A 24,963-nucleotide genomic window follows, 5' to 3' on the forward strand; every position below is an offset into this window, starting at 1 on the left:
TCAAAACCACCCTCCGCGCCGTCCGAGCCAGTCGGATCGGCGTTTGCCCTGCGACGTCTGCGTTTGCCTGTTGATCTGCCCCGCGGGATCCGCAGAGGCGTCGACGACCCCGAGCTGATCCTCGAGGTCGCGCCATTTCTCGTCGGGCCAGCGGTCCGCGCCCGCGATCCAGGCGGCGGCGCGGGCATAGACCCGGCAGTCCAGCGCCTCGTTGCGCTCGCGCAGCTTCTGCCATTCCAGCCGGGCGAAGCCGCGCTTGGTGCGCACCGTCACCAGCTGCTCTGCCACGAACTGCTTCAGCCATTCGTTCTCGACCCAGTGTGGCAGGTGCACCGAACCGGGCGGGAATGCCGCCCCGTCGGCCATCTCCTCGTCGGTCGGGCGCGCCAGCCGCAGGAAGCGGTAGGTCTCGGCCTTGAAGGTCGAGACCGCCACGGTCCAGAGCCGGGCCCCGCGCCGCAGGCGTTTGCCGCCCTCGGTCGCGTCGACGAAGGTTGGGCCCGACACCGGGCTCGAGCGGTTGAACCCCTCGACGCCCTTCACCGGCGACACCTGCCCAAACCCCTGCGCCCGCGACCAGGAATAGACCGCCGGGGCCTCGTAGCCGGTGTCGATGGCGAGCCGCGCGATCCGCAGATGCGCCCCCCGCTCGTGCGGCCAGGACCGATCGAGCAGCGCGGTCAGCTCCGACCAGGCGTCATGCCGGTCGGGCCCGCCCTCTATGACAACGTGATCGACGAGCCACGACTCAAGTCCGCGACCCCAGGCCCAGACATCGACCTCAATCCGGTCCTTCTGCACGTCGGCACCGGCGGTCAGGAACAGCCCGCCCGCAGGCACGGTCCCGGATGTCCAGCGCTCGCGCCGGTCGTAGAGCCGCTGCCAGTCGGGCGCTTCCCCGGTCTCGACCCATGTCTCGCCGAGGATGGTGTTCCGAAACGCCTTGATCGCTTCGTCCGACCCTTGGGCCGCGTCCCATGCTCGCACGATCCGCTCCCAGCTCAACCAACCGATCGGCGAGTAGAGCGCCGAGAGGTGATACCCGACCGTGCTCGGATCCGCGGCCGTCGCGGTCGCCCGCCATGCGCCGCCCTCCAGCATCGCCGTCTTGTGGTGCTCCGCGATTGCCTGTTCGCAGCCCTCGCAGTGATACTCGGCCGTCTCCGGGCGGCCCTTCTGCCAGCGCAGCCGGTCGAACTTCAGCCACTGCATCACTCCGCAATGCGGGCACGGCACGAAGAACCGGCGCTGGTCACTCGCCTCGTATTCGCGCTCGATCCGGCTCAGCCCACGGATGGTCGGGGTCGAGACCAGCAGCACCTTGCGCCGATGGGCGAAGGTCAGCGACCGGGCTTCGGCCAGCGTGACCGGGTCGCCTTCCTCGTCGGCGGACGCCGGATAGGCGTCGACCTCGTCGAGGAAGATGTACCGCGCGGGCGTGGAGCGCAGCCCGACCGCCGAGTTCGCCCCGGTCATGATCAGGATGCCGCCCGCGAACTCCTTCGATAGCATGGTGTTGCCCGCGTCGCGCGAGCGCGCGGGCTTCACCCGCTCCCGCAGCTCGGGGCTCTCGTCGATCAGCGGGTCGATGCGCTGGCGCGAGTTGCGTTTCGCCAGTTCCACCGTGGGCTGGACGGCCAGCATCGGACCCGGCGCCTGGTGGATGGCGAACCCGATCCAGTTGTTGCCCGCCTCGGTCGCGCCGACCTGCGCCGCCTTCATGAACACGATCCGCTGCGTGGGATCGCCGGGCGACAGACGGTCCATGATCTCGCGCATATAGGGCGTGCGCACCGTGCGATACCGCCCGGGTTCGGCCGAGGCGCGGCCCGAGAGCATCCGGTGCCGGTCCGCCCATTCCGAGACGGTCAGGTCCGGGTCGGGCCGCAGCCCGTTGCCCCAGGCGCGCAGGATCTCGCCCGCGCCGTCGAAGTCCGTCAGGCCATCGCCGCTCTCACCGGAAGTCGGGCCGGACCTCGGCGAGTTCGTCGAGGTGGGCGCGTACATGTTTTTCCAGGACCTTCTGCATCGCGGCTGGTTCCACGGTGATCTGCTGGCCCGTCGCTTCGCTGCTTGAGGCCGAGAGCTCGGCCGCCATCAGCGCCGCCGCACGCGCGGGCCAGTTCACCCACGCGTCCCGTTCCTCCCGCGCCAGGCGGAACACCAGCGCCAGCGCGCGGGCCCGCTCGATCAACTCCCCCTTCAGCTTCTGGAGCCGGATGCGCCGCTCCTGCGCCTTCAGCACCTCGTTCGCCGTCTTGGCCTGCAGGAAGGTCGGGCCGCCGCCCACCGCCGGAACAGCCAGCCCCTGTTCGCGCAGCGTGTCGCCGACGGCGGCCACGGCAGCCTCGGGGACGGGTTTCAGCTTCGGCGCGGGCGGCTTGCGGGTCTTCGACGGGTCCGTCGTCTCGGCCCGTCTGGCGTCGCTGGCCGCCGCGTTGATGCTGCCGTCGGCATAGAGGACCAGCCGCTCGGCCGTCTTCGCCTTCTGGATCGCACCGCGCGACAGCCCGACATGCGCGGCGTACTGGCGCTCGCTCATGCCCTGCATCGACGGCTCCGATTAACATTCAAGATCATGTGCTTATCGAGTTGATAAGCCTCGCCAGCGGAGCGAACGTCACTTCAAAGAAGCGATGCAACTCACCAAGGAGCCACCAAGATGACCCGCCGCGCGACTGACATTGAGACCGCTCCCGCCACCGGTTCGAGGGAGCGGTCGAACAAAGCCCTCGACGCCTTCATCGCCGCCAAGACCGAGATCGACGCGATGCTGGAGCGGCTCGCCGCCCTCAGCGCAGACCATTTCGAGACCCACCCCGACGAGATCAACTGGGGCCATGTCGGCACCCTGAACCACTATCGCGCCAAGCTGCGCGAGATCACCGACATGGCCTTCAGCGAAGGCGAACACGCCGAGTGAGACGACCCACTCCCGGTCCCGCCCGCCGACTGGCGGGCTCGGCCTCGTAGAAGGGCCCGCATTCCGCGCGCCCCGATACTGGAGACGACGATGACCAAACTTTCCGACACCCAAGCCCTGATCCTGAGCGCCGCCGCCCAGCGGCCCGAGCACATCGCCCTGCCGCTGCCCGAGAGCCTGCGCGGTGGCGCCGCGGCCAAGGTGGTCGGCGCTATGCTCGCCAAGGGCTTCCTCGAAGAGGTCGACGCCAACCTGCGCAAGGGCGACCCCGTCTGGCGCGAGACTGGCGACGGCCACGGCGTCACGCTGGTCGCCACCGACGCAGGCCTCGCCGCCATCGGCATCGAGCCCGAGGACGCGAACACCGCGCCCGTGTGCACGACGGACGCGCCGACCGAGGAGCCCGCGCCGGACACCCCCACCGAACCGAAGGCTGCGCCCAAGACGCGCACACCGCGCGAGGGCACCAAGCAGGCCACGCTGATCGCCATGCTGCGCGCGCCGGACGGCGCGAATATCGAGGAGATCATGGCCGCGACGGGCTGGCAGTCGCACACGGTGCGCGGCGCGATGGCCGGGGCGTTGAAGAAGAAACTCGGGCTCGAGGTGACCTCGGAGAAGGTCGAAGGACGCGGGCGCGTGTACAGACTCCCCGCCGCCTGACGCACCGGACCCCGAAAAGTTGATGGCCGCCGTCCCTCCGGGGCGGCGGTCGATCATTTGGCGCTCCGCATCCGGATCGCCTCGAACACCCGCCGCAGGGCGAAGGACCGTGCAATGCTCACCACGGTGAACACCGCGCCCATCTTCAGGTTCTGCGCCAGCGTCGTGTGCAGCCCGAAGATCGGAAAGATCAGGATCTGCGTCACGACCGCGACGCCGTAGCCGACGATCACGTTGGCGACGGACTCGACCAGCGACATGAGGCGCGACTGCTTCATGCTACGGCCTCATCCATCGGCCCACAGTTGAGCCGCCAGAGTTCGCAGCGCATGCGCCGCAACCAGCGGGACCACGCCGTTGCCACAGAGCCGAAGCCGGTCCACCCGGTGGGCCAGCCCATCAGCGCCTCGACGAACAGCGGGTTCAAGGTCCGGCGCGGCTCGGAGGTATCGCTCCCAGCCATCGGCGTCACCAGGACCTGGCGGCCAAGCAGGCCGTTCACCGGCGTGTTCGCCAATGTCGTCGCTCCATCCTTGTGATCCCGCGCCGTCGGCGTCATCCACATCCCCGCCGCATGGGTCAGATCGGCCGACCGCCGGTTGCCCGCGCTCGGCTTGCAGCCGTCGTTCGCCATCGGCGTCGGCCAGTCCCGCGCCATGCGGTCCAGACCCTTCTCGTCGCGCCGCTCGCCGCCCCGACTGCGGAAACTGTCGATCTGCGGTGTCGGCCAGAGCGCTGCCGTTGTCGCGAGGTTCATCCCATGCTGCCCCGCTTCCTGCGAAGGTGTCGGCTTCGTCTGCCGGTTCTCGTTGGCGCTGGCGCGAGGCGTCGGCCAGAGCCGCAGCAGTTCCGTCCGGTTGCCGCCACTCGACCGGGTGCCAGAGCAGGCGCGCGGGGTCGGCCAGCTCGTCCCCCTCGCGGATCGCGAGGATGAAGAGACGTTCGCGCTTGTGGGGCGCGCCGACTTCCGCCGCCGTGAAGAGGCCTGCCGCAAGGCGGTAGCCCATGCCGACCAGTCCTGCGGCGACTTCGGGGAAGCCGAGGCGGAGATGATGGGCGACATTCTCGAGGAAGACGAAGGGCGGCTCGACCTCGTCGACGATGCGGGCGACATGCGGCCAGAGGTGGCGCGGGTCGTCCGCGCCCCGGCGCTTGCCCGCGACAGAGAACGGCTGGCACGGATAGCCCGCAGTGACGATGTCCACCGCGCCGCGCCACGGGCGGCCGTCGAAGGTGGCAACGTCGTCCCAGACAGGCGCGCGATCCAGGGACGCGTCTTCCATCCGCGCCACGAGAGTGGCTGCGGCGTAGGTTTCCCGTTCGACATGGCCCACAGCACGATATCCGGGGATGGCGATGGTGAGCCCGAGATCGAGCCCGCCCGCTCCGGAACAGAGGGAGAGGCCGAAGAGGCATGCGTCTCCGGCTCCGGAAGCGCATCCGGAGGAAGGTAAAGCCAGGTCATGCATGTCACGCGGCGGTCTTGCGCTTTCGCGCGGGTTCGGGGGCGTCCGTGTTCGGCGCATCTGCCGTGGGGGCGGCATCGTCGCCCAGCCGCTCGGCCCTCACCTGCGCGAAGGTCCGACCGTCACCGTCGAGGATGGCATCGCGGCCGGTATCGCCCTGCCAGCGTTCGACGGCGACATCGACATAGGCCGGGCTGATTTCCATCGCGAAGACGCGCCGCCCGTTGGCCTCGCCCGCCATGATCTGTGACCCGGAGCCCGAGAACGGCTCGTAGCAGAGGCCGCCCCGCGCCACATGCTGGCGCATCGGGATCCCGAACGCGTCCAGCGGTTTCGGGGTCGGGTGATCGGGGCGCTCGTCCTTAGCGAAGGACGGCATCTCCCAGGTCGATGGCAACGTCTGCTCGGCCACCTTCGGCGGGCGGTTCGGGCGGCGCCAGCCCATGAAGCAGGGCTCGTGTTTCCAGAGGTAATGGGAGCGGGTCAGAACCCCGCGGTCCTTCACCCAGATGATCTGCTGATGAACGAAGGCCCCGGCTTTCTCCCAGCAGGCCTCGAGCATCGCCTGACGGCGCGAGGCATGCCAGCAGTACCAGGCGGCGTCCTCGGTGATCGCCTCGGCGACAGCGGCGGCGATGAACCCGTCATAGAGTTCCGCGCCCTGGCTGCTATCGTCCCAAGTCACGCCATAGGACTGCGACCAGTCTTTGTTCCGGGTCGGGTGGTTCGAGCCATCATAGTCGACCAGATATGGCGGGTCGGTGGCGAACAAGATGGCGCGCTCGCCATTCATCAGGCGGCGGACATCGTCATGGGAAGTGCTGTCGCCGCAGAGCAGCCGATGGTCGCCGAGGATCCAGAGATCGTCGGTGCGCGAGATCGGATTGCGTGGCGGTTCGGGGATCGTCACCGGCGGCACCGAGCCACCGTTGCCGCCCTGATCGTCATCCTCGCCCTCGGGCACGAAGGCCAGCAGCTTGTCCAATTCGCCGTCGGAAAAACCGACCAGCGACAGGTCATAGTCCTCGGCCAACAGGTCTTGAAGCTCTGCGGCAAGAAGGGCCTCGTCCCACGGCGATTCCGCAAGCCGGTTATCCGCCAGACGATAGGCCCGACGCTGTGCCTCGGTCAGATGCCCGAGCACGATCACCGGGGCCTCGCTCAGCCCAAGCTGCGTCGCGGCCAGCACCCGGCCATGGCCCGCGATCAGTTCTCCGTCCTCGCCGACGAGGCACGGCACGGTCCAGCCGAACTCGGCCATGCTGGCAGCGAGCTTTGCGACCTGATCGGCGCCGTGCAGCTTCGCGTTCTTCGCATAGGGCTGCAGGCGCGACAGCGGCCAGGTCTCGATCCGCTCTGGGGCAAAGCTCAGCGTCATGGGGGTGGGTTCGCCTCGAATGGGGGTGGATACCCTGGACTCCGGAAGCCAGCGGCCTGCCTGGACGCCATGAAGGGTCCAGTGGCCACGGTGGAATCCGGGTCCATGGGTTTGATTTCTTGTGGTTTTCAGCGTTGCGCGGGTGGACGCCTGACGGGGCGGCTTCCCAAAAAAACGGCCCTGTCACTGGCGATGCGCCGCGCTTCGCCCGCCAGCATACGAATATCGCCAGGAAGGAACCAAGATATCAAAGGCTTGGCAGTTCGGACCCCGACTGGTTCCCTCGCTGGACCCCGGAAGCCAGTGACGCGGCCTCTGCCTGCGCGCTCCTCTCCCGAGTATATTGAATCTGTAGCGCCCTGGACGCGATCTGTCTTGGCGTCTGGTGTCTCGCTTGAAAGTGTCTCGCCCACGCGACGGCTATTGACAGGTTCAGTGCGTCACCTTCGCCACCACGAAATCCATAGACCGCTTCGACGGCACTCGCTTGCCGTTCAGACGCCAGACGATGACGGCGATGCCATACTGCCAGCGCCTGTTGGCGGTGGCGCGGCTGATGCCCAGTTCCCAGCAGATCGGCTTCCATGGCTTGCGGTTCGCCCGGAGCCACACAAGGCGCGCGTCGGCCGGGTCCAGCCAGCGCAGCCACAGCAGCGCGTCGTCGGCTTGGGTGATGTCGCGCGGGCCTGGCTTCGGCCGTCGCATCCGGGCTTCCTGACCGACCTGATCGGCGAAGCTGTGGAAATACTCGGGCCAAGCGTTGAAGTAGCCCTGCGGCTTGACCTCGGGCAGCGACCGGAAAACATCGGCTGCGCTCTCAAGGCGCGCTTCGACCATAGCCGGGGTCCAATCACCCATTGGCCACCTCCCTTGGCTCGATACGCGGGCCGTAGAGTTTTTCGCCCAGCTGGCGGACCAGTTCCTGCTCCGGCCAGGTGAGACGCGGGTCGTCGATGGACACGGCCAGTAGCCCATGGTCATGCCAGCCGTCCTGCTTGACGCGATCTGGATCACGGCGCGTGCCACCATAGCCTCGGGGATACCACCTCACGCAACACCCCCGTTCGTTTCGATCGCCCAATGCAGGATGGCGATGGCATCCGCCTCGTTGTCATCGGCGGGGCTGAACCCGCGCGCCCGCGTGGCCGCAATCATCGCCTCCTTGTCGGCGTTGCCCTTGCCGGTGGCGTGGCGCTTGATCGTCCCAACCGGAACGCCCTCATAGGGGATGCCGCGGAGTTCAGCCCATGCCGTGAGCGTAGCCATCAGCCCGCCATAGACATGGGCAGCGTCCGTGCCGACATGGCGGCGGACTTCCTCGAACCAGATCGCGGCGATTGGGCCTGATAGCCGGTCGATCTCGGTCAGCCAGTTGGTGAAGCGCAGGTAGCGCATGCCACCGCCGTCGAAACGTCCGGGGCGAAATGACGTCGTGCCGGAGGTGATCAGGCCGTCATGGCTGCGCAAAGCCCAACCTGTCGTCGTCCCGAGGTCGAGGGCAAGGATGCAGGAGATGAAAATGCGCCCCTGCTCGGGGCGGACTTCCTGCGCGGAGATCTGTGTGTTCATCGTGAAGGCTCACAAACTGTGGGCCTTCGGCTTCGGTCGCGGTCAGATTTAGCATGCACCGAGTCTGCCCCAAAGCGAAAACGACGGCGCGCCGTTTAAGGGAAACAACCGGCGCTGTTTGGTCCCCGTCCCAACCTCTGGACCCTCAAACCCAAGGATCAATAGGGTTGGGTCACACCTTTATCATTCCAATTCAATGAGTTGATGGAGTGGCGCCCCAACCGCTGTGTCCCCAACGGGTGGTCAACTCCTTTTACATGGAATCGTATGGCCCCGACGATTTTCATCGTTCCACATGAATAGTCATCAATAGGTTGGGGAAACAGCATAAGGTTGGGGACACCGTTGTTTCTGCAGGCTTTCTTGTGTCCCCAACGCGAGATGGAAGTTGGGGCAGCGTTGGGTCTACTGCGAAGGTTGGGACGATTGGGGACAAGGGATGTCTTGACCATGCCCGTTTTTTTGACCTACAAGTAGGGAGAAAAAACGGGCATGAGGAATCGAGCATGGCAGGATGGGTTGAAACGAAGATACTGGGTGAGCCTTGGGATGTGGACCGTCGCATCGCCGAGATGGGATTGTCGATGGAGGGTTTGATCAACTCGGTCCGCGCGGCTCGCACTGCGAGTGGAAACGCGACGGCGCTGCATCCTTCGAACGCGGCAGGCACCTTTGGCTATCACGAGGGTGTCGCATCTCTCCGCCAGGAGTTCATTGGCGACGAATGGGTCATCGACCGGAAAGACGGGGTCGAGACCATCCGCAACGACCAGAAAGGGCTGAAGATCGGGTTCTGCAACGTCGATCGCGCCTGTGGCGACAAGGCGCCGAAGCCGCGCTCGGACAAGGGTGCGGCGTCCGAACGTGCCTGCGGCCCGATGCTTTTCGATCCGGAAGAACTTCGTTTCTTCGTCCGTGACGATGCCGTGGGGCTCGCGTTTTATTACCTCATGGTCGACGATATGGGACGGGCCGAACTCACTCGGCCCAAGATTTCGGGCAAGACCTTCGAAGGCGCAGTGGAGCGCATCTTCCTGCTTCCCGAAGGCGACGAAGAAGACATGCTCCTGAATCTCGACGACGACGGCATCGCGGAGGAATTCGAGCCCAAGATCGTGCGCAAGTAGGCGTCACATGTTTGAAGAATCACGATTGAAATTGGCTCGTGCGCGGCGCGGGCTAACGGCGAAAGCGCTTGCCGAACAGGCTGGCGTTAGCGTCGACACCATCAAACGTCTCGAGCAGGGCCGGAACGAGCCTGAGCCGCATACGGTGGGGAAGCTGGCAGAGGCGCTTGGATACCCGGAAGAATTCTTCTTCGGACCCAAGGTGGATGCCGTCGATCCCGGTGCTGTCAGTTTCCGCTCATTCTCGAAGATGACGGCCAAGGAGCGCGATGCCTCTCTTGGCGCCGGATCGGTGGGACTCATGCTGAGCGGATGGGTCGAGGAGCGATTTGGCTTGCCGGAGCCCGATCTGATCGATCTGTCGTACGAAAGCGACCCTGAGGTGGCAGCGTCGCACATGCGGCAGCAGTGGGCGCTTGGGCAGCAACCCATCTCTGACCTGATGGCGCTTTTGGAAGTCAAAGGAATTCGGCTGTTTTCGCTTACCGAGAACACCGCGTCGGTCAACGCCTTCTCTTTCTGGCGCGGCGGCAAGCCGTACATGTTCCTGAACAACTTCAAGACCGCCGAAAGCAGTCGTTTCGATGCCGCACATGAACTGGCTCACCTCGTCATGCACAAGCATGGCGACCCAAAGAAGGGACGAAATGTCGAGCGTGAGGCAAACGCCTTTGCTTCGGCGTTCCTGATGCCCGCCGAAGATGTCATAGCCCGCATTCCGAGGCGGGTCACAACGGATACCGTCATTCGCGCCAAAGCCCGATGGCGTGTTTCGGCAATGGCGATGGCCTATCGTCTTCATCAGCTGAAGCGACTTTCGGAGTGGCAATACAAGTCGATCTGCATCGACCTGACGAAGCGCGGCTACCGCACCGGTGAACCGAACGGCATCGGTCGCGAGAAATCAAAGGTCTGGCGCCAGGTGCTTACGATGCTTTGGCAGGAGCGCGTAACCAAGGCTGACATTGCGCGAGAACTCGGCCTCCCGCTCGGAGAAGTAGAGGGGCTTATCTGGAGCTTGACCGCCGATGATGGCGGGGGTGAGCGGCAGGAAAGAGCGCCGCTGCGAGCCGTGTAGAAAGAGGGTATCGGGATGCCCAGACGTGCGATGACTACGTCTGGGCTTTCCGATACCGCCACTCCCGACCTGCCGCGCGCCCTCCCTCGTCGCGCCGCCTATATCGCTCCCAGCCGTTGGCTTTGAGATAGGCCGAAACACGCATCTGGTCGCCACGTGTCCAACGTCCGGGTTCGAGCCCGATCGCTTCATCGAGGATCTCGCCGACCGATACGTCGCTCAGTGGTTCCGGCCGCGGGACGCTTTCGGTGCGGGAATTGCCGTAGTCCGGGTAGCCGTCGGACACTGTGCGGACCTCGTGCGTCAGCCAATTCTCGATCAGATTGTCCCAAGCGTCGGATTGGTAGCGGCGCTCTTGTTCTCCATGAGCTTCGGCAAGCAGCGCCGGATCGTCGATCCACCAAATCGCGCCTTCGCGGAAACGGTGGACGGCTTCGGCCCAGAGTTGATCCCGATCGCGAGCGATTGCGGCGATGTCGATGCTTCCACAGCGTAGCGGCCAGAAGCGGCGGTTGCCGGTTTCATCGCGCAGATAGGTGTCGGGGTTCACGGTGCCCGCGAAGACGCACTGGCGCGGCACCTCGACGGTGTAACGGCCGTAGGGCGGACGGAAGCGGTCGGTGGTGCGGGTCAGGAACGCCTTGATACGCGAGACTTCGGCGCGACCGATCGCATCGAGTTCAGCGATCTCCACGATCCAGACGCCCTGCATGTGAATGGCGGCGTCCTTGGACCCAAGCTCTGGCAGCTCGTCGGTGAACCATTCCTCGCCCGCCAGCACCTTGATTGCCGTCGATTTGCGCGCGCCCTGCGGCCCTTCGAGGATCAGCATATGATCGGCCTTCACGCCGGGCCGATAGATCCGGGCCACGGCCGAGATCAGCCAGAGTGCACCGATGGTGTGATGGAAGGCTGTCGGCGCGGCGCCGAGATAGGTGCTGGTCCAGGTCTCGATCCGGGGCGTGCTGTCCCATTTCAGGGTGTCGAGCCAGTCGCGAACCGGATGGATGCGCATGTCGCGGGCCACCGCGCCGACACCACGGCCGACAACCATCGGGGCGACGTTCAGCCCGCGCAATTGCAACCACTCGGCGGTGCGCACATCGTCGGCATCGTCCCAGGGGCGCGGAAATCGGATGGCCGGATCATCCCATGGCAACGGCTGACGAACCACGATACCTTGCGCGAACTCGTCGAAGGCCAGGAGCCCGGCAAAGACCGGATCCGAGGACAGGGCGATGATCACATTGGCCTCGTTGCGCTCGGGCGTGCCGGACAGATCCTGGCACAGCCGCCCAAACCAGGCGGGACGCGCAATCCTGCCCTGCGGATCGCCCGTCACATGCACGCGGCGGCGCAGTTCCGTCAATTGCTTGTCGAGGATCGACATGGAGATGCCGGTCGCAGTCTTGATCCGGGCGAGGATCTGGCGTTCGGGCAGCGGATCGAGCCGGGCAAGCGCAAGGCGGCCGAGAAGGCTGGAGAGCGCGGCGAGTTCGGGCGGGTTGGTCAGCGCCTCGGCGGCGGCAATCAGAGCGTCCGGATCGCCAGGTGCCGGAGCCGCCACTGTCGTCATGGCCTCAATACCGACCGGCTCGTCTGCCGAAATATCCCGGCGATAGTCGGCCGCACGCGCCCCGCGCATCAGATCGTCGTTGAAATCATCACCATGCAGCGGGACCACGATTTCGTTCGGAATGTCGGCCCGGTTCAGCCGATCCGACAGGGTCGCAGCGGCCTGACGACCTGCGTCGCCTGCATCGGCGTAGATCGTGACCCGTGTCGTGCCCGCCGGCCACTGAAACCGCGCGAAACCATCGGCAGAGAGCGCCGCCCAGACGGCGGTGCCGAACAGGGCATGCGCCGCTAGGGCGGTCTCGATGCCTTCGGCAATGCCGAGATGGCCGTCCGCAGGCATGGCGAACAGGCGCACGGCCGCATCCGCTACCGATCCCAGCATCTTCTTCCCGGCAGACGCCTTGGCGCTGCCGTCGTCGAGCAGGAAGGTCCGGTGAATACCCTGAGCGCGGGTGCCGTCTGCCAGGCGTGGCAATGCGATCAGGCCCGGCCAACCGCGTCGCGTGTCGAAATCCGGCAGATCGGGGTGGAACAACAGATCCGGGCATCCCGGATCGGCAACGCCGCGGATGCGGAGGTAGGTTTCGCCGGGCGTGCCAGCGAGCGGCTGTGCGCCGTCGATCAGTCGCGCAATCTCGCCGGTATGATCGGGCTTCGCGCGTGGCGCATTTCGGGGCGCGGGATGATCCATCCCGGCAATCCGCGCCGCCTCGTCGAAGAGCGCGCCATCGCAGAGCCCGGTTGCCTGCGCGATCAGATCGATCGGCCCTGCGCTTTCGCCGGTGGCATAGTCGAAACCCCAGCCGGCATAGGGCCCGTCAAGGTGGATGGTACAAGACCCCTCCTTGCGCGGCGGGCGGCCGGACAGGTCGGCACAGCGCAAGGAACGACGGTCGCGCGCAAGCCGCGCCTCCGGAAAGATGCCGGGGAGCCAGTCGCCAGCGGTCGCCGCCAGCCGGTCCTTTACGGCCGCCAGATCGTGGCGTGCTTTCGGCGTGCCGACATCGTTGAGATCGATCATCGCGCCCCCTCAGGCCAGAAGGACGAGCCCGCGCTCGGCGCGGGTAATGGCGGTGTAGAGCCAGCGGCGTCGGTCGATCTCGCTGCGTCCCAGCCCGTCGTCCCAGACGATCACGTTCTCCCACTGCGACCCTTGCGCCTTGTGGGCGGTGATCGCCCAGCCGAAAGTCGCCTCGGTCAGCTTGCGTTTTTCCCGCCAGTCGCGGTCATGGCGCTTGGCGTCGTAGGCGATGTGGTCCTCGAAATGCCCCTTGTAGATGCGCAGCCGCCCGGGGCGGCCGTCGCTGTCGAAGGGGGAGACCCGGCGCCCGTCCTCGTCATGCACCACGGCCGAGAAATAGAGGCTGCCCTCGTCGACAATATCCTCGAGGGTCAGGAACATGCCGTTGATCAGACCGAGCGAGTTGTCGTTCTTCAGGCAGATGATCTTTTCCGCCGCGCCAGTGGGCAAATATGTCCCGCCCAGCCCGGCCGCCGCGCGCATCGCATTGTTGATCTGCAACCGTGTCGCGTTAAGCCCGCAGATCAGCTGCCCGCCGCGCAGCGCCTGTTCCGGCGAAATGTCGCCCTTGCGCATCTTGGCGACATGGGTGTCGTAGGTGCCAAAACCGATGGGCTCGCCCATCCGCGCCATGGTGGCGAGACGGATGATCGCGCTCTCAGTCGCCTGACGGTGAATCTCGGTCAGCATCACGTCGGGCGTATCGCGGGTGAAGGCGCCTTCGCCCTTGATCGGCGGCAACTGTCCGGGATCGCCCAGAACGAGGATCGGCTTGCCAAAACTCATCAGATCGCGCGCCATCTCCTCGCCCACCATCGACACCTCGTCGAGGACGATCAGCCTTGCATCCGCGGCATCGCTCTGCGGGTTCAGGGCGAAACGGGGATGCTTCATCGCCGAGAGCGCCTGCCGCATGGCCTCGATCGCGGCCTCGGCCGTGGTGCGATCAAAGCCGGTGAGGCGCCGTGCGGCGGTCTCGGCCTCGCGGACCTTCTGCGCTGCGGCCTCGATTTCCGCTTCCGTGGCCTCGATCACGGAATAGATCAGGCTGTGGATGGTGCGCGCAGGCGTGCCCTTGCGGGTCAGCACCAGCGCCGCCTTGCCGGTGAAGGTGGCGGTAACCACACCCGGCACGCAGGTGCCGTCCTTCGCGCCGCGATGGGGCGACAGGCCAAGCTCATCGAGCGCGAACTTCAGCACCGTGCTCTTGCCCGATCCGGCATAGCCAAAGAGCCGGAACACCTGTTGCTGCTCGGTGCGATTCTCGAACCAGTCGCGGACCTCGGCTATGGCGGCGGCCTGCGCGGCCGATGGGGTAAATTCCGTCATGTCTGCCGCGCCTCCACCGCATAATCCTTCACCACCCCGCCGCGCGCGGGATCGCCCACTTCACATTGGCGCACGAAGATGCGCCGACCGTCCGGCAACTGCCGCCAATGCCCTCGACGCAGGTGCCAGCGCGGGCTGGCATGACTGCCACCGAGCCGCTCGGATGCTTTGCGAACCCGGGCCGGATCGATGGCGACCTGATGCCAGGTCCAGCCGCGCACGCCATCCCGCGCGAAGGGTTTGCGCTTGACCGGGGCGATCTGGCGTTCGCTGATGCTCGCTGCCGATGCGAGGATCGCGACCCCGCGCCAGACGATGGCTGCGGCCGCCTGACCGCTTTGTTCCGCCAGCCCTGCATCGCGGAGCGCCGGATTGATGGCGAATTCCGCGATGCCGCCATCCGCGATCCGGACATGGGCATGGATATCGGTCCAGCGTCTGGGGTTGCGCCACAGGGCGAGCCAGACCGCCTCGATGCCATCGTCGCGCTGCCGGGCATAGACGATCTGGCTGCGGATGGTCCGGCTGCGGTCGGCCAACTCAAAAATCGTCTCGGGGTGCGGCAACCGTTGCGGACCGGCCGCCAGGCGGCGGGCCAGCGCATCGACGTCGTCGGAATCGAACTGCGCCTGATCGGCGAAGCGCCAGACCGGTGCGAACTCGAACCCTTCGAGCAGGTCCGGCAGCCAGAAGCGCGCGCGATGGGCGCGGACAATCCGTTTGAGATCATAGGCGTCAGGGATCATCGCCGCTCACCCCAGCACTTGGCGGCCCATGCGCAGGGCGCGTGCCACTTGCCACCAGCCATGCCACCCCGGCAGACGACGGCCGTGGGTTCGGTCGCCGCCCGGGGCAACCATTCGCCCGCCGCCGAGGCCTGCACAACCGTGACCGCGCGATCCGACATCTCTTGCGCCAGTCGCGCTTCGAACGGCACCAGTTCCGTGTGCAATTCCATCGTGTCGCGGTTCAGCGCGGTGAAGAGCGCCGGATTGGGCAGGTCCATATAGGCCTGATAGAGCGCAATCTGGGCGGCGTAGACGGGGCGTGCGATGCTGACGCCGCGCTTGACCACATCCTTCCAGCTCGACGCGCCGAGCGCCTTGTTCTCCCAGAGCGCGGGATAATCCATCGCGACGGGGCCGGAGACGAAGCAGCCGTCGATATGCCCCTTGAACCGGCCCGCCATGGCCGCGAAGCCGAACTGGCGGCCATCGGGGCGTTCGGTGCGCAGGTCGAACCCGGCGATCCGGAACCAGCCCGCGACGATGTCCTCGGCCCGATGCCCCGCCTCGAAGATCCGCAGGATGCGCGGTTCGAATTCCTGGCCTTCGTCCTTGGGAACGGCGAGGTAGTCATACTGGATCTGGCGCAGGCAGTCGCGCCCCAGCCCCGAGGAACTGACATAGGTGCGGGGGCGCTCGGCGCGATTGCGCGCCGTCAGGGCCGCATCGATGGCGGACGTAACGGCAGTGGCGATCGGCGGACGCGGCGCATCCTGGCCATAGAGGCAACCAGAGCCATGGTTCAGGTCAATCATTGGTCGCGCTCCCAGAACCCGCCAGCCTGCGCGATGCAGGTTAGCTTGTGATGCTGGGCCTCGGTCAGCCGGGCGCGCGCGCCGAATGTCTCCAGCTTCTGACGCAGGCTCTCGCAGAACTCGACCTCGAAATCGGTGATGGCGTTCGCCGTCGCGGCAGCAAGAAGGTCAGTCCAGGGGGCGGTCTCATTGTTCAGATCGATCATGACGGCCCCCTCAGAACGGAATCGGATCGTCATGGGCCGTGCCGGTCCGCTCCTTGCGCGCGCCCTGCGCCAGCATGCTGTCGACATAGCCGGTGACGGCCGCCTCGATCAGCCGGTCGATATCGGCGGCGGTGCGGTGGAAGAAGGGCTCCATGAGCCCTAGGTCGGTCAACGCTTCGGCAAAGAGCGCCCGCGCGTCGCGGATCGCCTGTGCCTCGCGGGCAGTCTTGTCGATCATGCCATTCATCCTTTGGGCGATTGCGCTGCCCACGTCCTGACAGCGGAGCGAGCAGAAGCGGTGATAGGGATAGCGGTCGTGCTGGAGCCGGTGGACGTAGCCGAAGCCGCGGGCCTCCCGCGCACAGACGGCGCAGAGCGCTAACCCAGCAGGAAATTCGCGATCGGGTCCTCCGGCGGCCATCCCGCCCGCTGGAGCTTCTCGGTCTGCATCACGATCCAGCGCGAGATCGCGTTGCTCGCCATGGCCTCGAGGTCGCCGAGGGTGAGGCTTGCGATGGGATGGTGCAGTCTTCCTCGGGCCTCGAGCCATGTTCCGATCTCCAGCGCGGCGGCGCGCGTCACATGCGCCTGCCATTCGTCGGGGGTCATGGGCCGGTCTGCCGGCCCATCCCCTTCGGGCTCGGCGGCAGGCGTCCCAACGGAACCACCCGGCCGCCGCTTCCGCCGCACCTCAGCCATTGAGCCACGCGGGCATCGCCGGGGTGCCCGGTGCTGCGGGTCCCGGTGTTTGGGGCGCGGCAGCCGCTGCGGGTGCGTTCTGCGCCCCCCAGGCCGGAGCGGCCGTCGCATTGGGCTGCGCTGCCGCGCCCCATGCCGGCGTCGGCGCCTGCCAACCCGGCGCGGCGCTCGCGGCCTTGCGCGGCGGGGCGTTGACGGGTTCCGGCGGGACGGTTTCACCGCGCATGATGGCGGTATGCTGCGGCTCGTCCGGCAGAACGACGTTGGCGATGCGGTTCTGGTCGCGGTATTGCGGGTTCGAGGCGGGCTCCACCATGATCCGGGCGGCAAAGACGATGCCGTCGAGGTGCTTGAGGCCCGGCAGCACCCGCTTGGCCTTGGTCGCCGGGGTTTCGTCGCGAGGATCGAGCCCGAGGGCACTGTCGACCATGGCGCGAAACGTGGATTTCGAGATCTTCCAGCCGATTGACTGGCCTTTCTCGTCAAGTTTTCCGCCTGCCACGGTGAAGCTCTGCCAGAACTTGCGGCGGGCATGCGGGCCCTCGACCACGGTGAATTCGCAATCGAGCATCCGCGCATCGCTGGACTGCGAGGCCTTCAGCAGACCCGCATCCATCGGGGTCGCGCCGTTCACCCCGCCGGGGCGGATGGTCAGGCGGACCTTGGCGAAGGTGCCGTCCGGGATCAGTTCGCCAATGGGGGCCATCTGCGGCTGGGCGTCGTTCAGGTCGTAGCTCATGTCAGTTCCTTTCAAGGATCAGGAGGCGAAAGTGGGTTGATGGGGGGCGCGGCCGTCGATCCGTGCGAGCAGCGCGCCGAGGTCGGGCGGCTCGGTCAGGTCGAGACGGCCCGAACGGTCCTTGGCGGGAAGGCCCCAGGGATTGCCAGACTTGCAGACAAGGCGGCGATCGGATGCGGTCTCGTCCAGCACCCAGCCGCCTTCGGCATCGCGGGCGAAGAGCTGCATAGAAACCACCTGGTCCACGATGCCGGGCAATTCCCGCCCCGCCTTGCTGCCTTCCATCTGCGGCTGCCAGGTGACGGCGCCGAAATCGTCGGTCACCTTTTCCAGCACGCCGACGAAGATCACGGTCTTGCCGCGTGCATGCTGGAGGTGCTTCAGCGCCTGGATCACCTCTCGCCCCAGAAGCCCGTAGGCGCCCCGGACATCGGGCTTCCCGGTCCGGTCCGAGAAGGCCTCGGGCTGCTGGCGGGCATAGGCCATCGCCTGCCGCGTCAGATCGGTGATCGAGTCGACGAAGACGATGCGGCGCGCGGCGAGGAAGGCCTCGATGCCACTGTCGCGGTGCTGGGCCTGCAGCCACGCATGCCGTTCGGTCCCGTACCAGGACTGCGGATGCTGCGCGGGGTCCGGCCCGCCGATCAGCACCGCAAGATCGCGGAAATCGGTGAAGCTGCGCACCGGGATCGACGCGCCGCGCCAGTCCTGCACCGATTTCATCCCGGCCTCGAGGTCGAGGCAGACGGTTTCCTCGGCAGGTAGGGATTTCAGAAGCGTGGTCTTGCCCACGCCCGGTGGGCCGAAGATGGCGAGAGAGGTCTTGTTCTCGGCGGCCGAGAGGCGTTCGTCAGCGGTGATGATGCGGAAGGCCATGGTATTCTCCGAAGGATTGAAAGGGCGCGGCGGCGGGGGTGACCGGGTGCCGAAGGGGAACCTGCCCGGCGTTACCGCTCGGGCATCCCGCCGCCGCGCGTCACCGGTCTCGAGTCTCGAGCCGGAACACGGGTTTGCCGGTGGTCTCGGACCGGGCGGCTGCGAAGCCTTCGCGCATGGCGTCGGGCCACGCGCCGTAGCGCCGCTCGGGCACGCGGTAGGCGATCTCGAGATACTCGGTCGGATCGTCGCCGGCGGCGCGGATGCGCTCGGCCATCGCGGCGAGGCGGTCCTGATCCCACGAGACCTTCTTCGGCAGGTCGGCGATCACGACGATCCCGTCGTCCTCGACCCGCACGGTGCCGCTGGTCTTGCCCTGCGCAGACCGCTCGACTTCGGTCGCGGCGCCATAACGCTGCGCCAGTGCCGCTTCGAAACGGTCCTTCAGACGCTTGACCCGCGCGGTCTCAGACGCTGCCGCCTCCTGCAATGCCAACAGCAGGTCTGGCGGCATGTCGGCGATTTCGCCGATGGACAGCCGGTCGAGATCCTCGAACTTCGGCACGTTGTCGAAGCGTGCCTCTGTCGGCGCGTCGGTGCTGGGGAACGGCATGGCCATCAGCGCCCCTCCCGTTTCAGGGCCGCATCCACGGCGCGGTCCGTGCCGACGGCTCCGGCTTCGCGCGCCAGACGGTGGAGTTTTTCCAGCGCCGAGGATCGCTGGATGGCCGCCGAGAGTTCGGCATTCGCGGCGACGATCGCGATGGCGATATCGTCGACACTCGCGGTCTCGACGGGCAGCGGATCGGTGGCATCGCCGGGACGCCCGGCGGAGGGGATCACCTCCGGCAGATCCTCAAGGCTGCGAAAAGCCTTGCGCAGGCGCGCAAGCGGGCTGTTGGGCTCGATCATGTCGTGGTCTCCGTTGAGGGATGCGGCCGAGCTTCCGGCCAGAAGGAAGTAAAGGGACGGCGGGAGCCGATCCCCGATCCAGGCAAGCGTGGCGCGCATCAGGCGGCCTCCTCTGTCGCGATGAGTTGGGAGAACGGGATCGGCGCATGGCGCGGCTTGGTTCGCGCGATGGCCAGATAGGCGAAGCGGTCGGGGCCGACGCGGACCTGCACCAGATGCACCAGCGCGGCCTCGAAGGCGCGGTGAGCGGCACTGGCCAGCGCCCCGAGCCTGCGGCGTTCCGGTTCCGGCAAGGTGGAAATCACCGCCGTGGTATCGATCCCGAGAAACCCACGATGATACTCGAGACGGTCGCCCGGCATGGCCTGGCCGATCCAGGCGCAGAACTCGATGTCGGTGAGCGGCCGGGCCTTTGCGGGCGTGAATTCTGTGAGGGGCATGACGATCATCTCCATGTCGGTCCTCTACTCACGCCGCTTTCGAACCGTCCCACTCGGTCCCGATCCCGCGCATGGCGAGGTCGAGCCGCAGGCGGGCGATGTGACGGTAGAGGGCGGAACGGGAGGTGCCGGTGCGCTCGACGATCTCTGCGACAGCGCAGGTGCCAAGCGCCGCGCAAAGCCCGCGGGCCTCCTCGGGCAGGCCGCCCAGCACCCTGGCGAGATCGTGGATTGTGTCGGCGTCGTCCGTGGCGGAGCGGTCCTGCCCATGCCAGGCGGCCAGACCGTCTGCTTCTGCCAGCAAGCAGCCCAGAGGTTGGGTCGCGCCGGAAACGGGGGCGTCGAGCGAAAGCACCGTGCGGCCCTGCATCCTGCGCTGGCGATGATGGCGGATGGCGATGCGCGAGGACTGGTTGCGCAGGACGATGTTGGCGAAGGCGCCGATGCTGCCACGGCGCGCGTCGAAGCCGGGCAGCCGGCAGATCAGGTCGACCAGCAGGTCCTGGCGGAGATCGTCGAGATCGGCGGCAGGCAGCACCAGCTTGCGATGCAGGCGGCGCGCGGCAATGGCCGCTTCGTCGATCAGTGTGGCAAGCTCGTCGGGGGAAATCGGCGGAAACATTCGGGAGCACCTCGGAACATGTTGCTGTTGTTCCGAATGTGCCGTTCAGCGCGCTGCTGCCGGTGTGATTGCCGTGTGTTTGTTATGTGCGGATTGTGTGGGACGGCCTCAGGGCTCGATGACCACTTCGGCAGGGTCGAGGCCGATCCGATAGCCGCGCGCGCGAACCGTCGCGACCAGCGATTTCGCCTGCGCCTCGGGCATGCCGGAGGAGATAAGCGCGTTGCGCAGGTCGCGGGCGATTTCATTGGCGGGACGGCCGGTCTGCCTCTCAATATCCTGCTTTTTCAGGACTGGATCACGCTTGACGGATTGCTCGATCAGCAGACGAAACAGCGCGAACATCTGAGTCGGCAGGTCTAGCCGACGGCCGTCGAGAGTGACCGATTGCGCCGAAAGCTTCATGACAAGGCGCGGAACTGAAGATGGCGGATCGAGGACGAGGCGTTCCGTGCCATCCGACCCTGCCTTGAAAACCGCTGCAATTTCGTGGGGCTCGACTCCAACCTCCCGCAGCCTGACGGCGATTGTTGCGGAAAGGTCGTGGACGATTGCCATGATCGGCTTTGGCCCCACGACCGCCCTGATCGCCATCACCGCGCCCGGCGTAACCAGGTTGTCGGCATCGAATGACAGGACCACGGCATGCCCAGACGGGGTCTCCCCCAATAGCCAGAGGCCGTCCGCAACGCGGGCGACAGCGCCGCCAAGATTCCCGCTGGCCGCAATCCGGGCCACGAGCCTGTCGACGTCGACCGAAAAGCGGCGCAGATCGTCCTTCTGGAGGATCACGTCTTCGGACTGATCGTGCGGGCAGCAGGCCCGAAATGCATCACCCAACTGTTCGACGGGGCGCGCGTCTAGCCCGCAGTCGCACTCGGCGCAGACCGACCAGGTATCGGCCCTCCGTTCTTCGATCAGCACCTGCGCTCGCAAGAAGCGCTCAAATTCGCTTGCGGGAAATCGGCCCAACGCCCGGCCCGAGATCGCGACCCGGGCGCCACCCTCACTCAGCCGCGTCCACAACCATGCCAGCATCGCGGTCCTTCTCGAGCCCATTGCGCTGAACCAGCGTGTGGATTGCCTTTTCGAACCGCGTCCGGCGGAAGGCGAGCGTCCCTGGCGGCTTCAGCCGCACCGTGACCTGTGCCGGCCGCTTGGCGCCGGTTTCGAAGGCGACCCGGAAGGTGATCTCGCCCAACCGCCAGCCCCGGCCAAACCGCACCTCGCTGCCCCGGAAATGCGTAAGCGCACCGCCGGATGCATCCTTCGATTCCCAGCTGCGCACATGCCGCCAGCGCTGATCCTCTTCATCCCGCTCGAAGAGGTCAGCGGCGGCGGCCACGATCCGAACCTCCTTGATGGTCTCGTCATAGCGATGACGGAACGCGAAATCGGGTCCGGCATCGCTGATCGGATCGAGCGTATAGAGATCACGCGCGTCCCGCCCCGAGAAGAAGCCTGGCCGCCGCAGGATATGCCGGGCGAAAAGCTCGGCGATCTCGCCTTGCTGCGCCTTGACCACGCCGCCGACGAACAGGCGCCCCTCCACCGGGGAGTACCGCAGCACCGCATATTTGACCGCGCGAAGGGTGATGATCTCTTCCCGGTCGCCGGTGACCACCGGCGTCGTGGTGACTTGCGCGCCGTGGCTGATCACCAGGTTGATTTCGCCATCTTCCTCATAGGGCCCAAGGCGGCAATATTGACCCTGCAGGTCCTGCGAAAACAGATTGATCACTGCGGCCTTGAAAGCTTCAGTCATTTCTTCGGTCAGGTCCGCACCCACGTCCCGCTCTGGTCCGCGAAACTCTGCAGGCGATGTCGGCGCGCGCAGCGCATGGAAGTCGGCTGCAGCCTCGAAAACGCGGTGGTGCAGCAGGTAGGTGTGCAGCGCGACGTGTTTGGGATCATGGCGAATGGGCGCTGCCTCGGCGTCGTCAGGGTCAGGCTCGGGATAGAGAACCACGCCACGACGACGGGCTTCGTTCAGAATAAGCTGCATGCCCTCGCTGGTTCCAAGCTCGGCAACGCGATGCAAATCGGCGACCATTCCGGCGTTCCAGCCAGCAACGGTACCTTCGAAATGCGCCGCCAGAGCTGCCCGAATGGTTGGGGCCTCTCCCTCGAATGACACAGGCAGCTCATCCTCGCCGAAGTGCCGAACGAACAAAGTCCGCATCAGGGTCGGATCAATGGTTTTGAGAAACTTCGGATTAACAAATTTCTTGAGATCGGAACCCACGGGAATACCTCGCAAACGGCCGGCCTGTTCTGATTATGTTCTACTAGATCGATCAACCATGAGTCGAGTCCGGCCTTTCGCGTAACCGCCATTTTTCCCTGTGGGACGTTTCTCGGATCGGCTGAGTAGAGGCAGGGCAAGCCAACACGGACTTGCTCGCATGAAACGCCCCAATCCCCTGCCGCCCGACCAGATGACCGCCGCAGAGCGCCGCACCGAGTTGTGCGGGCTGCTCGCCCTCGGGCTGGTGCGATTGATGCAGCGGGAGCGGGGCGAACCTTCTGACGATACTGGAGAAATTCGCCTACACTATCCGCCCGACCGATGCCGTCATGCAACCCCGAACCCAACGGAGAAAACATGACGACGCACGATCCCATCCCCGCGCGCGTGGCCGCGCTGAAGACCATCCCGACGCCCGACCTGAAAAAGCAGTGGCGTGAGTTGTTCGACAGCGAGCCGCCGCCGTTCAACCGGCGCTACCTTGAATCCCGCCTGGCCTACCGCATCCAGGAACTCGCCTATGGCGGGTTGAAGCCCGAGACGATCCGACGGCTGGAACGGCTGGGCGAGGAACTGGACGGCGGCGACAAGAAGAAGCGCGGCATCCGCCTCGACCGCGACCGCCCCATCACTGGCACGCGGCTGCTGCGGGAATGGCAGGGCGTTGAGTACATTGTGACGGTCACCGCCGATAGCTTCGAGTGGCAGGGGCGGCCCTACAAGTCGCTATCGGCCATCGCCCGCGCCATCACCGGCACGCGCTGGAATGGCTGGGTCTTCTTCGGTCTCAAGAACCACAGGGGGCGGACATGACGAAGCTGCCCGAAAAATCAAAGGTCGTCCGCAAGCTGCGCTGCGCGGTCTACACGCGGAAATCCTCAGAGGAAGGGCTGGAGCAGGAGTTCAACAGCCTCCACGCCCAGCGGGAGGCCTGCGAGGCGTACATCGCCAGCCAGCGCTCCGAGGGCTGGGTGCTGGTCCGCGATCAGTATGACGACGGCGGCATCTCCGGTGGCACGCTGGAGCGCCCCGGATTGAAGCGGCTGCTGGAGGACATCGAGGACGGGCTGGTCGACGTGGTCGTGGTCTACAAGATCGACCGTCTCAGCCGGTCGCTCGCCGACTTCGCCAAGCTGGTCGAGGTGTTCGACCGGAACGGCGTGACGTTCGTCTCGGTCACGCAGTCGTTCAACACCACCACTTCCATGGGGCGGCTAACGCTGAACATCCTGCTGTCCTTCGCCCAGTTCGAGCGCGAGGTCACGGCCGAGCGCATCCGCGACAAGGTCGCGGCAAGCCGCAGAAAGGGTATGTGGATGGGCGGGGTGCCGCCTTACGGCTACCGTGTCGAAAACCGCAAGCTGATCATCGACGAAGAAGCCGCCGCGCATGTGCGCTGGATCTTCACCCGCTTCATCGAAATCGGATCCTGCACGGTGCTGGCCAGCGAGGTCGGCGCGCGTGGCCTCGGCACGCCACGTGGCAACCGGATCGACAAGAAGTATCTGTACCGGATGCTGTCAAACCGCGCCTACCTTGGCGAGGCGGTCCACAAGGGCGACAGCTATCCTGGCGAACACGACGCGATCGTCGACCGCGAGACTTGGGACAAGGTTCACGCCATCCTGCAGGAGAGCCCCCGCAAGAGGGCTGCCCGGACTCGCTCCGACACGCCCGCGCTGCTGAAGGGGCTTCTCTTCGGTCCCGATGGCGCCGCGTTCTCGCCGACACACACCCGAAAGGGCGGCAAACTCTACCGCTACTACGTCAGCCAGACGGTGCTGAAGCACGGCGCCGGGGCGTGTCCCATCGGCCGCGTGCCTGCGGGCGAGATCGAGGCCGCCGTCATCGACCAACTGCGTGCCGTCTTCCGCCAACCCGAGATTGTCGCGGGCACGTGGAAGGCAGCGCGGACGCAGGACGACGGAATCACCGAGGCCGACGCTCGCGCGGCACTCCTGAAGCTCGATCCGTTGTGGGACGAACTTTTCCCCGCCGAGCAGGCACGCATCGTGATGCTGTTCGTCGAGCGGGTCGAGATCGGTAGCAGCGGTCTCAACGTCCGCCTGCGCATGGACGGACTGGCGGCACTGGCGCGCGAAATCACCGCCGATGTTGGTGCTGTAGCATGACCCGCGTCCCTCCCATCCCCGACACCATGACCATCCAAGTCCCGTTCCGCATCATTAAGCGAGGCGGACGGAAGGAGATGGTGCTGCCGGAGGGCGCCGCGCAAGCACGCAAGCCGGATAACACGCTGGTCAAGGCGCTGGCACGCGCGTTCCGCTGGAAGCGGATGCTGGAGTCGGGCGAGTTCGCGTCGATTTCCGAGCTGGCCGAGAAGGAAGGGATCGCCTTCACCTACATGGCGCGGCTGATGCGGTTGTCGCTCCTTTCCCCGGAACTGGTCGATGCCGTGATCGACGGCCATCAGCCCGCGAATATTACGCTCGCCAATTTGATGGACCCGTTCCCGGCCGACTGGAAAGAGCAGCACGCGCTCTGGTCCGACGTTAACTGATTCCCGCGTGCAAAATGGCAACCGGCGC

General features: G+C 66.2%; 29 protein-coding genes and 1 pseudogene. 7 read left to right on the plus strand and 23 right to left on the minus strand.

The genetic code is table 11. The annotated features are described in order from the left end of the window. Positions 1-2,007 (minus strand): phage terminase large subunit family protein, encoded by a 2,007-nt coding sequence (locus I9P22_RS01690; protein WP_199257671.1) that lies wholly within the window; start codon positions 2,005-2,007, stop codon positions 1-3. Further along, the gene (locus I9P22_RS01695) at positions 1,955-2,551 is read right to left on the minus strand and encodes a hypothetical protein (RefSeq protein ID WP_199257672.1); all 597 of its coding nucleotides are present in this window, start codon (positions 2,549-2,551) and stop codon (positions 1,955-1,957) included. The genes I9P22_RS01690 and I9P22_RS01695 overlap by 53 nt, the downstream gene beginning before the upstream one ends. Before the next feature lie 111 nt (positions 2,552-2,662). Between I9P22_RS01695 and I9P22_RS01700 the strand changes: the two genes are divergently transcribed. Together I9P22_RS01700 and I9P22_RS01705 are read left to right on the plus strand one after the other, a co-directional pair. Continuing rightward, positions 2,663-2,923 (plus strand): hypothetical protein, encoded by a 261-nt coding sequence (locus I9P22_RS01700; protein ID WP_199257673.1) that lies wholly within the window; start codon positions 2,663-2,665, stop codon positions 2,921-2,923. A gap of 90 nt (positions 2,924-3,013) precedes the next feature. Next, positions 3,014-3,586 (plus strand): DUF3489 domain-containing protein, encoded by a 573-nt coding sequence (locus tag I9P22_RS01705; RefSeq protein ID WP_199257674.1) that lies wholly within the window; start codon positions 3,014-3,016, stop codon positions 3,584-3,586. Positions 3,587-3,639: 53 nt separating this feature from the next. Here I9P22_RS01705 and I9P22_RS01710 read toward each other — a convergent pair whose 3' ends face one another. The 6 genes and pseudogenes from I9P22_RS01710 to I9P22_RS01735 form a co-directional block, all read right to left on the minus strand. Further along, a complete protein-coding gene (locus I9P22_RS01710; protein WP_199257675.1) occupies positions 3,640-3,864 on the minus strand; it encodes a DUF7220 family protein in 225 nt (74 codons plus the stop codon). Further along, a complete protein-coding gene (locus I9P22_RS24450) occupies positions 3,861-4,343 on the minus strand; it encodes a hypothetical protein (protein ID WP_233253143.1) in 483 nt (160 codons plus the stop codon). Before I9P22_RS24450 ends, I9P22_RS01710 begins: the two co-directional genes overlap by 4 nt. Positions 4,344-4,545: 202 nt before the next feature. Then, positions 4,546-5,130: pseudogene (locus tag I9P22_RS24455) on the minus strand (DNA cytosine methyltransferase); the annotation flags it as partial. After that, complete coding sequence (locus I9P22_RS01720) at positions 5,057-6,430, minus strand: site-specific DNA-methyltransferase (protein ID WP_199257676.1); 1,374 nt, start codon at positions 6,428-6,430, stop codon at positions 5,057-5,059. The pseudogene I9P22_RS24455 and the gene I9P22_RS01720, both read right to left, overlap by 74 nt. A gap of 432 nt (positions 6,431-6,862) precedes the next feature. Beyond that, entirely contained in the window at positions 6,863-7,288 is a 426-nt protein-coding gene (locus I9P22_RS01725; RefSeq protein WP_199257677.1) for a DUF6362 family protein, read from the minus strand. 189 nt (positions 7,289-7,477) lie between these two features. Continuing rightward, positions 7,478-7,999, minus strand: coding sequence for a crossover junction endodeoxyribonuclease RuvC (locus I9P22_RS01735; protein WP_199257678.1), 522 nt, complete (start codon positions 7,997-7,999; stop codon positions 7,478-7,480). Positions 8,000-8,505: 506 nt separating this feature from the next. On the opposite strand from I9P22_RS01735, the gene I9P22_RS01740 reads away from it, so the two are divergent. Then, positions 8,506-9,126 (plus strand): hypothetical protein, encoded by a 621-nt coding sequence (locus I9P22_RS01740; RefSeq protein WP_199257679.1) that lies wholly within the window; start codon positions 8,506-8,508, stop codon positions 9,124-9,126. 7 nt (positions 9,127-9,133) lie between these two features. Beyond that, complete coding sequence (locus I9P22_RS01745) at positions 9,134-10,204, plus strand: helix-turn-helix domain-containing protein (RefSeq protein ID WP_199257680.1); 1,071 nt, start codon at positions 9,134-9,136, stop codon at positions 10,202-10,204. 34 nt (positions 10,205-10,238) lie between these two features. Here the strand turns inward: I9P22_RS01745 and I9P22_RS01750 are convergent, their stop codons facing one another. The 15 genes from I9P22_RS01750 to I9P22_RS01820 form a co-directional block, all read right to left on the minus strand. Then, positions 10,239-12,803 carry a VapE domain-containing protein gene (locus tag I9P22_RS01750; RefSeq protein WP_199257681.1) on the minus strand — a complete coding sequence of 855 codons (2,565 nt, stop codon included), beginning with the start codon at positions 12,801-12,803 and terminating at the stop codon, positions 10,239-10,241. Positions 12,804-12,812: 9 nt separating this feature from the next. Next, positions 12,813-14,132 carry an ATP-dependent DNA helicase gene (locus I9P22_RS01755; protein WP_199257682.1) on the minus strand — a complete coding sequence of 440 codons (1,320 nt, stop codon included), beginning with the start codon at positions 14,130-14,132 and terminating at the stop codon, positions 12,813-12,815. After that, a complete protein-coding gene (locus tag I9P22_RS01760) occupies positions 14,129-14,878 on the minus strand; it encodes a hypothetical protein (RefSeq protein WP_199257683.1) in 750 nt (249 codons plus the stop codon). The genes I9P22_RS01755 and I9P22_RS01760 overlap by 4 nt, the downstream gene beginning before the upstream one ends. Further along, positions 14,875-15,672 carry a hypothetical protein gene (locus tag I9P22_RS01765; RefSeq protein ID WP_199257684.1) on the minus strand — a complete coding sequence of 266 codons (798 nt, stop codon included), beginning with the start codon at positions 15,670-15,672 and terminating at the stop codon, positions 14,875-14,877. The genes I9P22_RS01760 and I9P22_RS01765 overlap by 4 nt, the downstream gene beginning before the upstream one ends. Then, a complete protein-coding gene (locus tag I9P22_RS01770; protein ID WP_199257685.1) occupies positions 15,669-15,878 on the minus strand; it encodes a hypothetical protein in 210 nt (69 codons plus the stop codon). Before I9P22_RS01770 ends, I9P22_RS01765 begins: the two co-directional genes overlap by 4 nt. Before the next feature lie 10 nt (positions 15,879-15,888). Further along, complete coding sequence (locus I9P22_RS01775) at positions 15,889-16,116, minus strand: DUF6511 domain-containing protein (protein WP_097031834.1); 228 nt, start codon at positions 16,114-16,116, stop codon at positions 15,889-15,891. A 140-nt stretch (positions 16,117-16,256) separates the two neighbouring features. Next, positions 16,257-16,487, minus strand: coding sequence for a hypothetical protein (locus I9P22_RS01780; protein WP_199257686.1), 231 nt, complete (start codon positions 16,485-16,487; stop codon positions 16,257-16,259). 82 nt (positions 16,488-16,569) lie between these two features. Further along, entirely contained in the window at positions 16,570-17,316 is a 747-nt protein-coding gene (locus I9P22_RS01785) for a hypothetical protein (protein WP_199257687.1), read from the minus strand. 18 nt (positions 17,317-17,334) lie between these two features. Continuing rightward, entirely contained in the window at positions 17,335-18,192 is an 858-nt protein-coding gene (locus tag I9P22_RS01790) for an ATP-binding protein (protein WP_199257688.1), read from the minus strand. A 100-nt stretch (positions 18,193-18,292) separates the two neighbouring features. Further along, positions 18,293-18,811, minus strand: coding sequence for a hypothetical protein (locus I9P22_RS01795; protein WP_199257689.1), 519 nt, complete (start codon positions 18,809-18,811; stop codon positions 18,293-18,295). After that, the gene (locus I9P22_RS01800) at positions 18,811-19,203 is read right to left on the minus strand and encodes a hypothetical protein (RefSeq protein ID WP_199257690.1); all 393 of its coding nucleotides are present in this window, start codon (positions 19,201-19,203) and stop codon (positions 18,811-18,813) included. The genes I9P22_RS01795 and I9P22_RS01800 overlap by 1 nt, the downstream gene beginning before the upstream one ends. Next, positions 19,203-19,559, minus strand: coding sequence for a hypothetical protein (locus tag I9P22_RS01805; protein WP_083947703.1), 357 nt, complete (start codon positions 19,557-19,559; stop codon positions 19,203-19,205). Before I9P22_RS01805 ends, I9P22_RS01800 begins: the two co-directional genes overlap by 1 nt. Positions 19,560-19,572: 13 nt before the next feature. Then, positions 19,573-20,166 carry a sigma factor gene (locus I9P22_RS01810; RefSeq protein ID WP_199257691.1) on the minus strand — a complete coding sequence of 198 codons (594 nt, stop codon included), beginning with the start codon at positions 20,164-20,166 and terminating at the stop codon, positions 19,573-19,575. Between the two features lie 108 nt (positions 20,167-20,274). Beyond that, on the minus strand, positions 20,275-21,204 hold the full coding sequence (locus I9P22_RS01815; protein ID WP_199257692.1) for a helix-turn-helix domain-containing protein: 930 nt from the start codon (positions 21,202-21,204) through the stop codon (positions 20,275-20,277). After that, positions 21,173-22,411 (minus strand): hypothetical protein, encoded by a 1,239-nt coding sequence (locus I9P22_RS01820; protein ID WP_199257693.1) that lies wholly within the window; start codon positions 22,409-22,411, stop codon positions 21,173-21,175. Before I9P22_RS01820 ends, I9P22_RS01815 begins: the two co-directional genes overlap by 32 nt. A gap of 360 nt (positions 22,412-22,771) precedes the next feature. Between I9P22_RS01820 and I9P22_RS01825 the strand changes: the two genes are divergently transcribed. From I9P22_RS01825 to I9P22_RS01835, 3 genes are read left to right on the plus strand one after another with little or no spacing between them, the layout of a single operon-like run. Next, on the plus strand, positions 22,772-23,227 hold the full coding sequence (locus tag I9P22_RS01825) for a DUF2924 domain-containing protein (protein WP_199257694.1): 456 nt from the start codon (positions 22,772-22,774) through the stop codon (positions 23,225-23,227). Then, complete coding sequence (locus tag I9P22_RS01830; protein ID WP_199257695.1) at positions 23,224-24,546, plus strand: recombinase family protein; 1,323 nt, start codon at positions 23,224-23,226, stop codon at positions 24,544-24,546. Before I9P22_RS01825 ends, I9P22_RS01830 begins: the two co-directional genes overlap by 4 nt. After that, a complete protein-coding gene (locus I9P22_RS01835) occupies positions 24,543-24,935 on the plus strand; it encodes a hypothetical protein (RefSeq protein ID WP_199257696.1) in 393 nt (130 codons plus the stop codon). The genes I9P22_RS01830 and I9P22_RS01835 overlap by 4 nt, the downstream gene beginning before the upstream one ends. Positions 24,936-24,963: the final 28 nt, after the last annotated feature.

The sequence above is a fragment of the Paracoccus binzhouensis genome (assembly GCF_016446475.1).
Taxonomy (GTDB): domain Bacteria; phylum Pseudomonadota; class Alphaproteobacteria; order Rhodobacterales; family Rhodobacteraceae; genus Paracoccus; species Paracoccus binzhouensis.

Bases quoted from the DNA above. Each gene is read 5' to 3' on its own strand.
- I9P22_RS01830 (WP_199257695.1), top strand. From the start codon at position 23,224: ATGACGAAGCTGCCCGAAAAATCAAAGGTCGTCCGCAAGCTGCGCTGC.
- I9P22_RS01705 (WP_199257674.1), top strand. From the start codon at position 3,014: ATGACCAAACTTTCCGACACCCAAGCCCTGATCCTGAGCGCCGCCGCC.
- I9P22_RS01760 (WP_199257683.1), bottom strand. From the start codon at position 14,878: ATGATCCCTGACGCCTATGATCTCAAACGGATTGTCCGCGCCCATCGC.
- I9P22_RS01745 (WP_199257680.1), top strand. From the start codon at position 9,134: ATGTTTGAAGAATCACGATTGAAATTGGCTCGTGCGCGGCGCGGGCTA.
- I9P22_RS01735 (WP_199257678.1), bottom strand. From the start codon at position 7,999: ATGAACACACAGATCTCCGCGCAGGAAGTCCGCCCCGAGCAGGGGCGC.
- I9P22_RS01690 (WP_199257671.1), bottom strand. From the start codon at position 2,007: ATGTACGCGCCCACCTCGACGAACTCGCCGAGGTCCGGCCCGACTTCC.
- I9P22_RS01750 (WP_199257681.1), bottom strand. From the start codon at position 12,803: ATGATCGATCTCAACGATGTCGGCACGCCGAAAGCACGCCACGATCTG.
- I9P22_RS01795 (WP_199257689.1), bottom strand. From the start codon at position 18,811: ATGGCCATGCCGTTCCCCAGCACCGACGCGCCGACAGAGGCACGCTTC.
- I9P22_RS01815 (WP_199257692.1), bottom strand. From the start codon at position 21,204: ATGCTGGCATGGTTGTGGACGCGGCTGAGTGAGGGTGGCGCCCGGGTC.
- I9P22_RS01810 (WP_199257691.1), bottom strand. From the start codon at position 20,166: ATGTTTCCGCCGATTTCCCCCGACGAGCTTGCCACACTGATCGACGAA.
- I9P22_RS01800 (WP_199257690.1), bottom strand. From the start codon at position 19,203: ATGCGCGCCACGCTTGCCTGGATCGGGGATCGGCTCCCGCCGTCCCTT.
- I9P22_RS01825 (WP_199257694.1), top strand. From the start codon at position 22,772: ATGACGACGCACGATCCCATCCCCGCGCGCGTGGCCGCGCTGAAGACC.
- I9P22_RS01770 (WP_199257685.1), bottom strand. From the start codon at position 15,878: ATGATCGATCTGAACAATGAGACCGCCCCCTGGACTGACCTTCTTGCT.
- I9P22_RS01805 (WP_083947703.1), bottom strand. From the start codon at position 19,559: ATGGAGATGATCGTCATGCCCCTCACAGAATTCACGCCCGCAAAGGCC.
- I9P22_RS01720 (WP_199257676.1), bottom strand. From the start codon at position 6,430: ATGACGCTGAGCTTTGCCCCAGAGCGGATCGAGACCTGGCCGCTGTCG.
- I9P22_RS01740 (WP_199257679.1), top strand. From the start codon at position 8,506: ATGGCAGGATGGGTTGAAACGAAGATACTGGGTGAGCCTTGGGATGTG.
- I9P22_RS01790 (WP_199257688.1), bottom strand. From the start codon at position 18,192: ATGGCCTTCCGCATCATCACCGCTGACGAACGCCTCTCGGCCGCCGAG.
- I9P22_RS24450 (WP_233253143.1), bottom strand. From the start codon at position 4,343: ATGAACCTCGCGACAACGGCAGCGCTCTGGCCGACACCGCAGATCGAC.
- I9P22_RS01725 (WP_199257677.1), bottom strand. From the start codon at position 7,288: ATGGGTGATTGGACCCCGGCTATGGTCGAAGCGCGCCTTGAGAGCGCA.
- I9P22_RS01755 (WP_199257682.1), bottom strand. From the start codon at position 14,132: ATGACGGAATTTACCCCATCGGCCGCGCAGGCCGCCGCCATAGCCGAG.
- I9P22_RS01765 (WP_199257684.1), bottom strand. From the start codon at position 15,672: ATGATTGACCTGAACCATGGCTCTGGTTGCCTCTATGGCCAGGATGCG.
- I9P22_RS01780 (WP_199257686.1), bottom strand. From the start codon at position 16,487: ATGACCCCCGACGAATGGCAGGCGCATGTGACGCGCGCCGCCGCGCTG.
- I9P22_RS01785 (WP_199257687.1), bottom strand. From the start codon at position 17,316: ATGAGCTACGACCTGAACGACGCCCAGCCGCAGATGGCCCCCATTGGC.
- I9P22_RS01710 (WP_199257675.1), bottom strand. From the start codon at position 3,864: ATGAAGCAGTCGCGCCTCATGTCGCTGGTCGAGTCCGTCGCCAACGTG.
- I9P22_RS01835 (WP_199257696.1), top strand. From the start codon at position 24,543: ATGACCCGCGTCCCTCCCATCCCCGACACCATGACCATCCAAGTCCCG.
- I9P22_RS01775 (WP_097031834.1), bottom strand. From the start codon at position 16,116: ATGATCGACAAGACTGCCCGCGAGGCACAGGCGATCCGCGACGCGCGG.
- I9P22_RS01700 (WP_199257673.1), top strand. From the start codon at position 2,663: ATGACCCGCCGCGCGACTGACATTGAGACCGCTCCCGCCACCGGTTCG.
- I9P22_RS01695 (WP_199257672.1), bottom strand. From the start codon at position 2,551: ATGCAGGGCATGAGCGAGCGCCAGTACGCCGCGCATGTCGGGCTGTCG.